At 42.4% G+C, this 13,199-nt stretch carries 13 protein-coding genes; 4 read left to right on the plus strand and 9 right to left on the minus strand.

What is annotated here, in order from left to right:
- Positions 1-9: 9 nt before the first annotated feature.
- Positions 10-849 carry a glutathione-dependent disulfide-bond oxidoreductase gene (yghU, locus tag ABMY41_RS08310; RefSeq protein ID WP_349274482.1) on the minus strand — a complete coding sequence of 280 codons (840 nt, stop codon included), beginning with the start codon at positions 847-849 and terminating at the stop codon, positions 10-12.
- Positions 850-960: 111 nt separating this feature from the next.
- Between yghU and ABMY41_RS08315 the strand changes: the two genes are divergently transcribed.
- Both ABMY41_RS08315 and ABMY41_RS08320 read left to right on the plus strand, forming a co-directional pair.
- Positions 961-1,335: an STAS/SEC14 domain-containing protein gene (locus tag ABMY41_RS08315; protein ID WP_349274483.1), complete on the plus strand. Its 375-nt coding sequence runs from the start codon at positions 961-963 to the stop codon at positions 1,333-1,335.
- A gap of 8 nt (positions 1,336-1,343) precedes the next feature.
- Positions 1,344-2,363 carry an endonuclease/exonuclease/phosphatase family protein gene (locus tag ABMY41_RS08320; RefSeq protein ID WP_349274484.1) on the plus strand — a complete coding sequence of 340 codons (1,020 nt, stop codon included), beginning with the start codon at positions 1,344-1,346 and terminating at the stop codon, positions 2,361-2,363.
- Positions 2,364-2,403: 40 nt separating this feature from the next.
- On the opposite strand, the gene ABMY41_RS08325 is transcribed toward ABMY41_RS08320, so the two are convergent.
- On the minus strand, positions 2,404-2,994 hold the full coding sequence (locus ABMY41_RS08325) for a rhomboid family intramembrane serine protease (protein WP_349274485.1): 591 nt from the start codon (positions 2,992-2,994) through the stop codon (positions 2,404-2,406).
- A 112-nt stretch (positions 2,995-3,106) separates the two neighbouring features.
- Positions 3,107-3,793 (minus strand): type 1 glutamine amidotransferase domain-containing protein, encoded by a 687-nt coding sequence (locus tag ABMY41_RS08330; protein ID WP_062565094.1) that lies wholly within the window; start codon positions 3,791-3,793, stop codon positions 3,107-3,109.
- A 134-nt stretch (positions 3,794-3,927) separates the two neighbouring features.
- Between ABMY41_RS08330 and ABMY41_RS08335 the strand changes: the two genes are divergently transcribed.
- Complete coding sequence (locus ABMY41_RS08335; RefSeq protein ID WP_349274486.1) at positions 3,928-4,839, plus strand: LysR family transcriptional regulator; 912 nt, start codon at positions 3,928-3,930, stop codon at positions 4,837-4,839.
- Here ABMY41_RS08335 and ABMY41_RS08340 read toward each other — a convergent pair.
- The 6 genes from ABMY41_RS08340 to ABMY41_RS08365 all read right to left on the minus strand — a co-directional run bounded on the left by ABMY41_RS08340 (position 4,836) and on the right by ABMY41_RS08365 (position 12,022).
- Positions 4,836-5,573 (minus strand): dienelactone hydrolase family protein, encoded by a 738-nt coding sequence (locus ABMY41_RS08340; protein ID WP_289096792.1) that lies wholly within the window; start codon positions 5,571-5,573, stop codon positions 4,836-4,838. The genes ABMY41_RS08335 and ABMY41_RS08340 overlap by 4 nt on opposite strands.
- An 89-nt stretch (positions 5,574-5,662) precedes the next feature.
- Complete coding sequence (locus ABMY41_RS08345; RefSeq protein WP_349274487.1) at positions 5,663-6,892, minus strand: glycerophosphodiester phosphodiesterase family protein; 1,230 nt, start codon at positions 6,890-6,892, stop codon at positions 5,663-5,665.
- A 35-nt stretch (positions 6,893-6,927) separates the two neighbouring features.
- Positions 6,928-7,785 carry a carboxylate/amino acid/amine transporter gene (locus ABMY41_RS08350; protein ID WP_175082761.1) on the minus strand — a complete coding sequence of 286 codons (858 nt, stop codon included), beginning with the start codon at positions 7,783-7,785 and terminating at the stop codon, positions 6,928-6,930.
- Positions 7,786-7,882: 97 nt separating this feature from the next.
- Positions 7,883-9,310, minus strand: coding sequence for an amidohydrolase family protein (locus ABMY41_RS08355; protein WP_349274488.1), 1,428 nt, complete (start codon positions 9,308-9,310; stop codon positions 7,883-7,885).
- A gap of 147 nt (positions 9,311-9,457) precedes the next feature.
- Positions 9,458-11,596: a M3 family metallopeptidase gene (locus ABMY41_RS08360; RefSeq protein ID WP_194441708.1), complete on the minus strand. Its 2,139-nt coding sequence runs from the start codon at positions 11,594-11,596 to the stop codon at positions 9,458-9,460.
- 216 nt (positions 11,597-11,812) lie between these two features.
- A complete protein-coding gene (locus ABMY41_RS08365; protein ID WP_054561957.1) occupies positions 11,813-12,022 on the minus strand; it encodes a hypothetical protein in 210 nt (69 codons plus the stop codon).
- Positions 12,023-12,219: 197 nt separating this feature from the next.
- Here ABMY41_RS08365 and ABMY41_RS08370 point away from each other — a divergent pair, with 197 nt between their 5' ends.
- A complete protein-coding gene (locus tag ABMY41_RS08370) occupies positions 12,220-13,104 on the plus strand; it encodes a mechanosensitive ion channel domain-containing protein (protein ID WP_349274489.1) in 885 nt (294 codons plus the stop codon).
- Positions 13,105-13,199 lie beyond the last annotated feature (95 nt).

The following is a 13,199-nucleotide window of genomic DNA, read 5'->3' on the forward strand; positions in this document are numbered from 1 at the left end:
TTTAAGCCCTTAAAAATCTTCCTTAGAGTGGCGCTCTGCTAACTGCTCAGCTTCATCACCCCATGTTTTGTTTACTCTGCGACCTCGTTTTACAGCAGGGCGGCGCTCAATTTGTTTTGCCCAGCGCATCACATGACTATATGACTCAACATCTAAAAACTCTGCCGCATCATATAAATTGCCAAGTACCAAGCTGCCATACCAAGGCCAAATAGCGATATCGGCAATTGAATATTCGCTACCAGCCATGTAGTCATGGTCGCTTAAATGACGGTTTAATACGTCTAACTGGCGTTTTACTTCCATGGTGAAGCGGTCAATTGGGTACTGCATTTTAAATGGGGCATAACTATAAAAGTGACCGAAGCCTCCACCTAAGTATGGGGCCGAGCCCATTTGCCAAAATAACCAATTACGACATTCTGTTTTACTGGCGTGATCGCTTGGGATCAGCGCATCAAACTTTTCTGCCAGGTATTGTAAAATTGCACCTGACTCAAACACGCGAGTAACGTGCGTGGTACTGTGATCCATTAAGGCTGGGATTTTTGAATTAGGGTTAACACTGACAAACCCTGAAGAGAATTGGTCACCATCGCCAATTTTAATTAAAAATGCATCGTAGTCAGCTTCATCAATACCAAGCTCTAATAGCTCTTCGAGCATGATAGTGACTTTTTGGCCGTTTGGTGTCGCAAGCGAGTAGAGTTGTAGGTCATGTTTACCAATGGGCAAGTCTTGCTCGTGGGTTGCACCTGAGACCGGACGATTCGTCTTCGCCCATTCACCACCGTTTTCTGCATCCCATTGCCACACTTTAGGTGGCGTATAACTGTCGGTATTACTCATTGAAACTCCTAAATTGTGCTTTAATGAATGTCATTACGAGACTACCATCCTAGTTGATCAGATAGAGCAAGGGAAGTACAGTTATTAATTATGAATAACAAGGAGGATGACATGAAAAAGCATGGTTTAGCCATTGGCCTTGAGCGAACTGGCACGACTTTTTATCTCACAATTAAAGTAGTCGGAAAGCTTACCCACGAGGATTATAAAACTCTCACTCCTCTTATAGATAATGCTGTAGGAGCAGTTCCGAGTGCAAAAATAAGAGCCTATGTTGATATTACTGAGTTAGAAGGCTGGGAGTTACAAGCGGCGTGGGATGATTTTAAGTTAGGCCTTAAACATAACAAAGAGTTTTGCCGTATAGCTGTGCTTGGTAGCAAACACTGGCAACAAGTGGCAAGCAAAGTGGGTAACTGGTTTATCAGTGGCGAAGTGAAATACTTTGAAGACCCGATCATTGCCACTGAGTGGTTACACGAATAAGGAGTTAAGTGATAAAAAACAGTCAATTAAAGGTGGCGACATTTAATTTATATAATTATTTAGCGCCACCTGACGCATTTTATGATTTTCAGCGCATTTATAGCGCTGAGCAGTGGGCCAAAAAGCAGCGCTGGTTGGCCGATTACCTTAAAAATCAGCAGCCAGATATTATTGGCTTTCAAGAAGTGTTCAGTATCAATGAACTAAAACAACAAGTTAACGCAGAGGGTTACCCTTATTTTGCAGTGGTTGATGAGCCAACGGTGATTGATGACTTTATTTATCGCGATCCGGTTGTGGCCATTGCCTCACGCTATAAAGTTGTTGCTGTCAGTCAGATTGAGGCAGAGCAAGATGATATTTTAGCGATGGGCTTGAGCGATAATTTTAACTTTAGCCGCAGTATTATTCGCGCGACACTTGAAGTACCTCACTTAGGACACGTCGATTGCTATGTAGTGCACTTTAAATCAAAGCGCAGCATGCTCTATCACCAAGATGATGAAAGCCACAGCGAACAGCAAAACTTAGTTATGCAGTTAAAATCGCAAGCCCTTGGGCGCTGGGCATCAAGTATGCAGCGTGGCAGTGAAGCAGCGCTGTTACTCGTTGAAATCATTAAGCGCAGAGCGCACACCAATAACCCTGTGATTGTGATGGGGGACTTTAATAATGAGTTACACGATGGTGTGCTCAACCATTTAATCGCTGACCACCTTCGTTTTAGCGGTCATAGGCAAAATAGCCCATCTCGTTCAGAGTTCAAACTACAAGATAGTTGGCAACTCTATCAGCGCCATGTTGTCACCGAGAACGACAGAGAAGCCACCCACTATTTTGGCAGTAGCAGCTCAGTATTTGATTATATTTTGTTATCCCGTGAGTTTGATGCCGGGTTTCAGGGCAGCTTTTTTGAGGTAGTTGATTATCACACCTATGATCAGCACTTAATCAACCCACAGTTTGCCTATGACGATCAAAGTACCGACCATGGCGTTGTGATGGTGACAATGAAGTTAAGAGACTAGAAGCTAATAGCTTTCAGCTTTCAGCTTTCAGCTGTCAGTTTTAAAGCATAGGGCTCTTTTGCTTATCACGCTTTGCCATAATATAGCCGATGAATGCGCCGCTAATTGCGCCGAATAAATGGCTTTCGAATGAAATATGAATGCGCTGCGGGAAGACACCCCAAATCAGGCCGCTGTATAACATAACAACCGCAATACTGATTAAAATGGCTTTGAATGAGCGGTGCATAATGCCGTAGCTAATTAAGTAGCCCCATAAACCGTAGATAACACCACTTAGTCCTACATGAATATTGCTGCGGCCAAATAGCCATACTAGTAATCCACCAATGAGCGCTGTACCTGCAAACACCAGCCAAAAGCGTTTTACGCTATATTGGCAAACTAGCCAGCCGAGAATAGCAAATGGCACTAGGTTACTAAAAAGGTGTGCCCAGCCACCATGTAAAAATGGCGCAAAAAACACCCCTGATAAACCAGATATCTGTCTTGGCAAAATACCTAAGCCGTTTAAGTTTATGCCGGGTAGAGTATTAATTATTTGCAGTACCAAGCACACCAGCATAATGCCTAAAATTGCGAATCGCTTACTACTGATAGGAGGAATTTTGACAGCTTTTTTTTCAGTCATGATGAGAAGCTCTTAAATCAATGTGACCTAATGAGTATAACTTATTAAAAGTGAAGGTAAACACCTTGATATGCAAGGTGTTTACTAAAGGTCTAGAGCATATTGAGCTAGTTTAACCTAATTTGGTTAATAGTTTTTTCGCAGCAAGCTCAGAACTTGCAGGGTTTTGCCCTGTGATTAGTAGGCCATCTTCAATCGCAAGCTCGCCCCAATCATCGGTTTTTTGATACTGACCACCTTGTTTGATTAGCTCATCTTCAACAAGTAATGGCACAACATTGGTAAGCTGTACGGCATCTTCTTCTGAATTACTAAAGCCGGTTACTTTTTTATCAAATACCACAGATTTACCAGCTGCATTTTTCGCATTCAGTAATACGGCACTGGCGTGACATACTGCACCCACTGGTTTCTCTGAGTTAAGAAATTGTTCAATCAAGCTAATCGAATCTTGGTTATCAACTAAGTCCCATAACGGGCCATGGCCGCCGGGGTAAAAAACCGCATCAAAATCATCGGCTTTAACTTCAGCCAGAGGTTTAGTATTAGCCATTAAAGTTTTTGCCGCACTGTCTTGCTCAAAACGTTTTGTGGCATCGGTTGCTGCATCAGGGGCTGCACTATTTGGATCAACCGGAGGTTGGCCACCTTTAACAGAAGCTAAAGTTACCTCTGCACCGGCATCAATAAAGGCGTAGTAGGGCGCCGCAAATTCTTCGACCCAAAAGCCCGTTTTATGGCCGGTATCGCCAAGTTCATCGTGTGAAGTGAGTACCATTAAAATTTTCTTAGCTGACATAGTGAATCCCTTTTTGTGTATTAAACATCGTTAATAACACTATAGGGGTGAAAATCGAGTTAAACAACGCAGATAAATTTGACTTCATTGGTTTAATAATTGATACAATTATTCAGGTTAGATTAGGAGTTTGTATGAAAGTATCGTTTGAGCAATTAAAAAGCATGGTGGTGTTTGCCCACATTGTGCAGCAAGGCAGCTTAACTAAAGCGGCTCAACAACTTGGTTTATCAAGGGCTGTAGTTAGTTATCACTTAAAGAAATTAGAACAGCAATTAAAGCTCACGTTACTTAACCGCTCAACGCGTACCATGGCTCTCACCGAAGCAGGTATGGCTTATTACGAACGTTGTCAGGCTATCACTGAGCACGCTGAGGCTGCTAACTTACACCTTGAGAACTTAAAGAGTGAACCGGTTGGGGTTATCAAATTGAGTTGTCCGGTGAATGTTGGTTTGCAACTTGTGGTACCGGCACTGGCTCAGTTTAAGCGTTTGTATCCGAAAATAGATATTGATTTACAGCTTAGTGATGATGTGGTTGATATCATCAAACAGGGCTTTGACTTAGCGATTAGAGGCGTGGCCCTTGAAAGCTCAAACTTACAAGCCACTAAACTTGCAAGCATGGCGACTTGCTTATGTGGCTCAGTCGATTACTTTACAAAATACCCTATACCAAAGAGCATCGCCGATTTAGCAGAGCATACATGGGTGGTGTATCAACCAAGTAGTGCTGTTGTCACGCTCGAAAAAGATAAACGCCGCTTTGAGGTGGCAGTTAGTGGTGGCATAAGTACCAACAATGCTGCTGCTCGAACTGCCTTTGTAGAAGCTGGGCATGGCTTAGCGAAAACCCCAGTTTATGATGCATTGCCAAGGATCAAAGCAGGATTGTTACGCACAATCTTAGATGATTACAAAACTGCTGATATTGAACTTTATGGCGTATTCCCGCCAGGGGCGGCGGGAAGCAAAAAGCTGCGGGTTTTACTCGATTACTTGAAGGATTATTTTACTAATCAAGTAGCCACTATGACGATTTAAACAAGTGTGCGATTAAATAAAGCAACGGCTTGTTGATACATGCTGATGGCAAGAGCTGGGTCGTATCGGTCGCCTTCGTCGCGCATAAACGCATGTTGGGCGTTCACTTCTTGCCACTGGTAATTAATGCCTGTTGCCACCACTTGTTGGTAAATTTTAAGGCGGCCTTCTTTTGGTACATGTGGGTCTTGTTTACCCCAAACAAAGTGGATCTCACCTTTAATATCTGCCATGCGCTCAAATGAGTTATTACCTGCTTGTGCTGGTAAAGTATCGCTGTGTATATCTGTCGCGTATAAACAAAAAGCGGCTTTGATACTTGGGTTTAATGCAGCACGGTATGCAAGGTGACCACCAATACATACGCCCATGGCACCTACATTGCCTGTGCAGTAATCTTGCTGACGTGCAAATGTAATTAAAACGCCAGTGTCTGAGTCATGGCTCTCAAGCGGTTTTGCCCATTTGTCGGCATTGCCTTTGTCTTTACCAGCATCATCATAGGCAAGTACTGTCCCAATAGGATTTAACTCATGAAAAACTTCTGGCACTAACACGACAAAGCCATGACCAGCAAGTATTGCAGCAGAGCGTGCAATTGGTGCTGTTTCTTGGAAAATCTCAGAGTAGAAGATAATACACGGGTATTTACCTTCCTCTACAGGGCGATAAATACTGGTGCGCATTACACCTGTGTTGGTCGCTATGTCGTGGCTATGGTGCTGAATAATCATGTTTATCCTTGTAAAAAACGGTTTAGCTAATAATACCTCAGCCCCACCTTTTGGACGAGTAAAAGCCCTTGAAATTTATTGATGCTCAGTTAACTCTCTGAGGCAGGATACTGCATACAGCTTGCGTAATAGGTAAGAGTAGCAGGCCAGTCAGAGAAAATAGCCATCACACCCACTTGCTTAGCAAGGACGTCTACCACTTTCATCATTTGCCCATCTTGTTTAATTACACGGGCAATCGACTGGTAATAATAACCACCGCCATTATTTAGTGGACCAGAGCGCTCTAAACTCCAAGTAATGATGTTCAGTCCGGCTTGTTTAGCTTTAATAGCATAAAGCGAAGGCACGATTGCACCTGACTCATCAAGGCTTAAAAGCATCCACATTGGCGGTGCGATAATGCGTACTCCATCGTCATACAGAGCCTGCATTGATGGCTGCCAGGTGGTGTCATCCATAGCATCAAAGTCTGCTTGCTCATCTCGGCCATCAAGATAAATACTGTTGTTTGCAAATTCAGGGTGATTGTTTAGCCAATACTTCACATCTTCAAGATTAAATGATTGCGGATAAACATCTTGGCTATTCACACCTAAATCTCGATACTCATCAAGCATTTTTTGCGCATAATCTTGCTGGCTAAAACCGTTAAATGGCATGCTAACTTCTGGGCTTTTTAGCTCGGGTGTCATTTTTACACCCAGTGATTTGAATAACTTAATGCTTTGCTGGTGGGTCATAACAGTGCCACTGTTTGCGTATAAATCAGTGCGCCAGCTTGGTGTTCCTTGCATATATTCAGCGACCGTTTTGGCGTTTGGGTTGGCACCATCCATTTTAGCTTTTAAGGTTAAAAACTCAGCTTGGGTGATATCGCTGGTGCAGCATTTAACCTGAGCTGGTTGGCCGTCTTTGGTCGGAGTAAAAGGTTGGCTGCATTTTGCAGCGAGCTCAGGAATCGCTAAAATGTTGGTAGTGGTGTGTAAATCACACTGTGAATGGCGACACACGAGTTGTTTGTCTTTAGTAAAGGCGACGTCACATTCAAGTACGCCAGCGCCCATTCTTGCAGCGGCTAAATATGACTCTTTGCTGTGCTCAGGAAACTGCATGGGGGCACCGCGATGACCAATTACAAAATCAGTTTTATAGAAAGGGCCATTACCGCATTCAGCAAGTTGCTGCTTTAACGGCCCATCTGTCATCTTGTCGATTAAATAGTAAGGCCTAGCACCTACTTGCACTGCCTGATCCACAGGCAGATTCTTACAGCCTTGAATAACGAAAACTAAACAACATAAAACCAGTGCGCGCATAACAGCATCCCTCTAATCGAATAGAGTTTAGCCTATCATGACTCCGTGGCAGTTTTATTAAGTTTCTGATTTATAATAAGTGCTAATAAGATAATCGCAGCGCCGATGGCAAGCTTGATGATATCGGCATCACGATTCCAAATCACAATGTTAACGATGATCCCTGCTGGGATCAGTAGGTTATTCATTACGGCCAAGGCACCTACATTGACAGTAGTTGCGCCCTTATTCCACGCGAAATAACCAAGCCCTGAAGCAATCGTGCCTAAGTAAATTAACACGCCCCATTGTGTCGTTGTGGTGGGTAGCTTACTGGTATCACCAAATAAGCCGTAACAAATTAGTGCGACAATTAAAGCGCCAATGAAGAACCAAGCAAACACCCGAGAGTGGGGGAGTTGCTCATCTTGCATTAAACGTTTGTAAGTTACTTGACCGGTAGCAAAGCAAATATTAGCAGCCTGAACCATTAGCATACCAATGAGATAGTTTTCATCGACGCCTTCATAGCGAATAGCAACGGCACCTAAAATAGCTAGCATTGCGGCGAATAAAAACTTGGCATTAAAACGCTTTTCAAGCAAATCGTTTAACAAAGTGATGTAAAGTGGCGTCATTACCGTGAATAGCAGTACCTCGGGCACGCTAAGGTACAAAAACGAATGGTAATAGAAGCTGTACATCACACCAAGCTGTACTGCGCCTATTGCCATGAGCTTCAGTGCTAAGGCTTTAGGAGTTTTACGCCAGTGTAAAAAGGGCAAAAACACGCAAGTTGCCAAGCCAATGCGCATTAACACACTAAACCATGCATCCACTTGGCCTGCTAAATAAACACCAATAAGACTAAACGAAAAGGCCCAAAGCAGGGTTACAGCAAATAAGTAGGTCATGTTATTCGAGTTATGTGCAAAAAGGGCAGTGTATATGAGATGGCTGAAAATTAAAATTGCCCATGACGGATAATACGCGGTCATGGGCAATGGGGGGTTAGGGTTGGCTGGCAACAAAGGCTTTTGCTTGTTGCTTTAATAGCTCAAGTGCGTTGCTATCGTAAAACGTGCTGTGCGAGACAACACCCTTTAGCGTTTGTGTATTACGAATATCAACAAGCGGGTTTTCTGAAAGCAAAATGAGATCGGCTACTTTGCCTTCACTAAGGGCACCATATTGCTGTTGTTTATTTAAAAATTTAGGCCCCGCGAGTGTTGCGGCTTGTAGTGTTTGCAGTGGTGTTAGGCCATATTCAGTAAAAATACTCAGTTCTTGGTGCAAAGAAAGCCCCGGATAAATATACGAATTTAAAAAGCCCGCGTCTGTGCCTGCAATAATGCTCACACCTGCCTGTTGGGCGATAGGGAGTAACTGGGCGGTTTTAATAAAACGCTCTTTGCGCTGTTTGATTTGTGCAGGGGTGTCTTTGTTAGCTCTATCAACTCGCCATTGATACGTCGCTTTTAAACCTTTACCTAAATAATCTAAATAGGCATCGTCTTGATGATTGTCTTCATCAATGTAAGCCGTTATTTTGCCACCAATCAAGGTTGGCACCACGGCGGTGTCGTTGTTAGCAAGAACCGTAAACTTCTCAATAGCTGTCGGTTCATCAAACTGCGCGGTGATAATAGGCAGCGCAGTGCGATAACTCAGCTCTTTTGAAGCAACCTTTGCAGAAATATCTGCTTCGTTTTTAGCCGCAGCTTTAAGCATATAGGTCATATGCTCAATCGCATCAAGACCCGCCTTGGAGACATCAGTCAAAGACAATGAAAATGGAATATGCCCCGAAATTTGATAACCACGCTTTTTAACCTCATGCACGGCTTTTATGTAGAGCTCAGGCGTTAAAGCGCTGTCGGTAATTTTGATAAAATCAACGTCCATGCTGTCTAATAGATCCAATGCAGCATGCATTTCTTCAGTCGTTTCTACTTCTAAATCACCGGGCCAAATAGACCCTTTACCTTCTAATTTCGGGCCTGAGGTGAAAATAGTTGGGCCCACTAACTGACCTTGTTTTACTTGTTCACGCCAGCTAAGTACAGATTCACTCAAATCAGCCGCAGCATCACGAACAGTTGTTACGCCGTAGGCTAAATACAGTGGCAATAGCTGTTTATTTTCTTCAATAAGTTCATCACCACCACCAAAGTGGACATGCATATCCCATAGACCAGGCATGACATACTGACCTTTGGCATCAATCAATGTTGAGCTTTGATAGTGGCTACTTAAAGGTTTATCGCTACGTTTGATGATAATTCCATCGCGAATGGCAAGTGATTGCTTTGCTGAGATAGCCCCAGTTTGCATATCAATAATTTGGGCGTTTTCTATCACGATGTCAGCGCGCTGATTTGGGGGTGATGAACATGCAGCTAAAGCTGAGCAAAGTCCTAAAAGTAAAGTGTTTTTCATGTGTGAACTCGTGTTTTTCTTTGAGATTAGCAAAAACGAGTTAACTGACAATGGCTTTGAGGTGAATAGGAATAAAAGTGGGGTGAAAGTTTAATTGGTACTTAAAAAGTATGAGGGGTTCCCCTCATACTTTAAACATCATGGTGATTATTCAACTAAACCACGACGCTTTAATAGTGCGTCTGTTGTTGGTTTTTGACCACGGAACTCAATGTAGCTTTGCATTAAGTCGCGGCTGTTACCTTTTGATAAAATCTCTTTACGGAAATTATCACCGTTTTCACGTGTTAAACCACCTTCTTCAGTCATGTGTGCAAACGCATCTGCTGCGAATACTTCAGTCCAAAGGTAAGCGTAATAACCTGCTGAGTAACCACCGGCAAAGGTGTGGCTGAAGTAGCAAGACTTATAACGTGGTGGTACTGGGTAATATGCAATACCGTGCTTGTCTAATGCATCATGTTCAAACTTTTGAACGTCTGTAATGTCAGCATCAACACCAAATGAGTGCCATTCCATATCAAGTAGTGCCGCAGCTAAATACTCAGTTGTATCAAAGCCTTGGTTGAATTTTTGTGATTCAAGTACTTTGTTTAAAAGCGCTTTTGGAATTGGTTCACCTGTTTTGTAGTGCTTGGCATAGTTTGCCAGTACTGTTGGTTCAATATTCCAGTCTTCGTGTGCTTGCGAAGGGAACTCAACAAAGTCACGAGCAGTGGCTGTACCCGCTAAGCTTGGGTATTTAACGTCAGAGAATAAACCGTGCGCAGCATGACCAAACTCATGGAACATAGTCGTTACTTCAGAGAAAGTCATAAGTGTAGGTTGACCTTCAGCTGGCTTAGGAATGTTCTGCGCGTTGTAGATCACAGGCATAGTGTCTTTAAGACCGCTTTGGCTAACATAGGCACTCATCCAGGCACCACCACGTTTACCTTCACGTGCGTAAGGGTCCATGTAGAATAGGCCAATAGCGCTACCGTCTTCGTTAAATACTTCAAACACCATGACGTCTTCGTGATAAACCGGTAGGTCTTTACGCTCTTTAAAGGTAATGCCGTAAAGTTTATTCATCGCAAAGAATAGACCGTCGTGGATCACTGACTGCATTTCAAAGTAAGGCTTAACTAAAGCTGGGTCTAAGTCGTACTTCTCTTGGCGAACTTTTTCAGCGTAAAACGCCCAGTCCCAAGGTTGAAGCGCAAATGTTTCACCTGACTTTTTGATTACTTGTTGGATTTGCTCTGCTTCTGCTTCTGCTTTAGCAACCGCTTTCGGCGCTAAGTCATCAAGGATGCCGTAAACATTTTCAGTTGTTTGCGCCATACGATTAGTCATTACATACGAAGCCCAGTCTTTATAACCAAGTAATGCCGCTTTTTCAGCACGTAGCTTAGTTTCTTTGATGATGATAGGGCTGTTTGTTGCTTGTGCACGCGTTGAAGAAGTTGTCCAAATCTTTTCACGAAGCTTGCGGTTTTCAAGGCTTTGTAAGATAGGTTGGCGAGTCGTGTTCACCAATGTGATCATGTAACCTTCTTTACCTGCTTTTTTGGCTGCAGCTGCAAGGCTTGCAATTTCACCTTCAGATAAACCCGCTAATTCGCTTTTATCTTTAACTAAAATCACATCTTCTTTAAATGATTTTAAGATATTTTGTGAAAACTCAGTTGAAAGCTTGGCAAGCTCTGCGTTGATTTCACGCATTTTTGCCTTTTCAGCTTCAGTTAGTTTTGCACCCGCGTTAACGAACTTTTTGTAGTAGTAATCAACAAGGCGTTGATCTTCAGCATTTAAAGACGCTTTGTTGTCGTAAATGCTTTGTACGCGAGCAAATAAAGCTTTGTTTAAGTAAATGTCATCAGTGTGAGCTGACATAATCGGCGCCATTTTAGCGGCGATACGTTGGTACTCACTGTCAGAGATTAAACCTGATAAATTAAAAAATGCCGCAGACGTGCGGTCTAATAGCTCACCAGAGTACTCCATTGCAACAAGGGTATTTTCAAATGTTGCTGGTTCTGGGTTGTTTGCAATCTTTGCAATTTCAGCTTTTTGCTGTGCGATGCCTGCTTCAAACGCTGGCTCGTAGTCTTTAGTCGAAATTTTATCAAACTCAGGGGCCATGTATTGTAAAGGGCTTGGCTTGAAAAGAACGTTTTCAACATTAGCTGTTTGTGTTTCAGCGGCAGTTTCAACTTGAGTTTGAGTGTCGGCTTGTTGTGAACTACAAGCAGATAATAAAAGCACACTAGCAATCGTAGTTGCTACTAAGGTCTTACGCATGAGAGCTCCAAAAATGTGGATAAATCTTTTCTAACTTATCAAATTTTTGGTTAGAAACAATCAAGTTTGTCGTCTGAATGGGGAATTTGAACGCAAATAAAGCTGTTGAGGGATAAAAATGTGTAAAAAGCCATCAATTGTGTATTAATGGCTCACTTAAGTAAAAAGTGGCACTAGCTGCCAGTTTAAATCTTGTTGGTAATAAATCACCATAGGTTAGTTGTAACCCAACACAAACTTTTTCTCTGAGCCAAAGCTTTCTGGCATAGCGTTGCCAAACTCTTTGTTAATTAAATTCAGTGAGTGCTCCTGCTCAGCAAGTAAGTTTAAGATGCGGTTACGGTACTCTAAACTTGATTCAAATAAGTTTAGATCAACCAAGGGTTGTAAAGTGGCAAGTTTTTGTGTGAGTGTCATTTGTGACATTGTGTTCTCCTCGTGCTATTCAAAGCCTGTGAAACCTCAAGCTCTCTCTATGTATATAGCAGCTGTAGGCTAAAATAGTTAATAATTAGCGCATATTGCGCATAAAGAACTTAGTATTTACCAAGTTTTCACCTATTATGCCGTGCTAAACTTAGTCACAACTGAACCAAACTGATTTTTACTAGGAATGTTAATTTATGACCCTTGCTGATCTGCAATCTGCATTATCGTTTGTATTGTTCACCTACAACGATGTGCAAATTACTGTACTAAAAGTAATTCAAGTGCCTTTGGTGCTGTTTTTAATGTGGTTTGTGGTTACCTGGATTGGTCGATTAATCAAAAAAGCATTACTGGCAAAAAACCTAGGCCCTGACGCGGTTCACTTATTTACCCGTATTTACCTTGTCGTTACTATTGCTGTGCTTGTGTTTACCTCACTAGAGGTACTCAATATTCCTCTAACGGCGTTTGCATTTGTTTCTGGTGCCATTGCAATTGGTGTTGGTTTTGGTGCGCAAAACATTATCAATAACTTTATTAGTGGTTGGATTTTAATGTGGGAGCGACCAATTCGTATTGGCGACTTTTTAGAAGTGGGCACAGCTAAAGGAGTCGTTGAGACAATTAATACCCGTTCTACTCGTATCCGTCGTAACGATGGGGTGCATATGCTAGTACCAAATAGCCAGTTATTAGAAAACACGGTAACTAACTGGACCTTAATTGACCGTAATGCCCGTTCGTTTGTGAATGTTGGTGTTGCTTATGGTTCAGACGTGGTGCTTGTAGAGAAGCTGATGAAGCAAATTCTTGATGATCACCCTGCCATTTTAAAAACACCTGCATCATCTGTGTTATTTGATGACTTTGCTGATAGCTCTTTAACTTTTAGCGCTATTTTCTGGGTATGTGCTGAATCAGAAGCACCGCTTCGCCAAGTGCGCAGTGAGCTGCGTTTTAGCATTTATAAAGTATTTGCCGAAAATAACATTACCATTGCATTCCCGCAGCGCGATATTCATATCGATGGTGAGATTGCTTTAACAACACGGCAAGATCATTATAAATTGAACTTATAGAGCAAGTAGTGATCAGATCAAGGCATAATAATTACTTGGTCGCATAAATATGAGCACTACTTTTCTGAAACATTTTAATTCAATTACAGATCCTC

Origin of the sequence: Pseudoalteromonas sp. BZA4, assembly GCF_040104395.1 — a bacterium.
Lineage (GTDB): Bacteria > Pseudomonadota > Gammaproteobacteria > Enterobacterales > Alteromonadaceae > Pseudoalteromonas.

Excerpts from the sequence above, each read along its gene's own strand:
- ABMY41_RS08355 (WP_349274488.1), bottom strand. The coding sequence starts at position 9,310 with ATGAAAAACACTTTACTTTTAGGACTTTGCTCAGCTTTAGCTGCATGT.
- ABMY41_RS08345 (WP_349274487.1), bottom strand. The coding sequence starts at position 6,892 with ATGCGCGCACTGGTTTTATGTTGTTTAGTTTTCGTTATTCAAGGCTGT.
- ABMY41_RS08330 (WP_062565094.1), bottom strand. The coding sequence starts at position 3,793 with ATGTCAGCTAAGAAAATTTTAATGGTACTCACTTCACACGATGAACTT.
- yghU (WP_349274482.1), bottom strand. The coding sequence starts at position 849 with ATGAGTAATACCGACAGTTATACGCCACCTAAAGTGTGGCAATGGGAT.
- ABMY41_RS08340 (WP_289096792.1), bottom strand. The coding sequence starts at position 5,573 with ATGATTATTCAGCACCATAGCCACGACATAGCGACCAACACAGGTGTA.
- ABMY41_RS08325 (WP_349274485.1), bottom strand. The coding sequence starts at position 2,994 with ATGACTGAAAAAAAAGCTGTCAAAATTCCTCCTATCAGTAGTAAGCGA.
- ABMY41_RS08370 (WP_349274489.1), top strand. The coding sequence starts at position 12,220 with ATGACCCTTGCTGATCTGCAATCTGCATTATCGTTTGTATTGTTCACC.
- ABMY41_RS08365 (WP_054561957.1), bottom strand. The coding sequence starts at position 12,022 with ATGTCACAAATGACACTCACACAAAAACTTGCCACTTTACAACCCTTG.
- ABMY41_RS08315 (WP_349274483.1), top strand. The coding sequence starts at position 961 with ATGAAAAAGCATGGTTTAGCCATTGGCCTTGAGCGAACTGGCACGACT.
- ABMY41_RS08360 (WP_194441708.1), bottom strand. The coding sequence starts at position 11,596 with ATGCGTAAGACCTTAGTAGCAACTACGATTGCTAGTGTGCTTTTATTA.
- ABMY41_RS08350 (WP_175082761.1), bottom strand. The coding sequence starts at position 7,785 with ATGACCTACTTATTTGCTGTAACCCTGCTTTGGGCCTTTTCGTTTAGT.
- ABMY41_RS08335 (WP_349274486.1), top strand. The coding sequence starts at position 3,928 with ATGAAAGTATCGTTTGAGCAATTAAAAAGCATGGTGGTGTTTGCCCAC.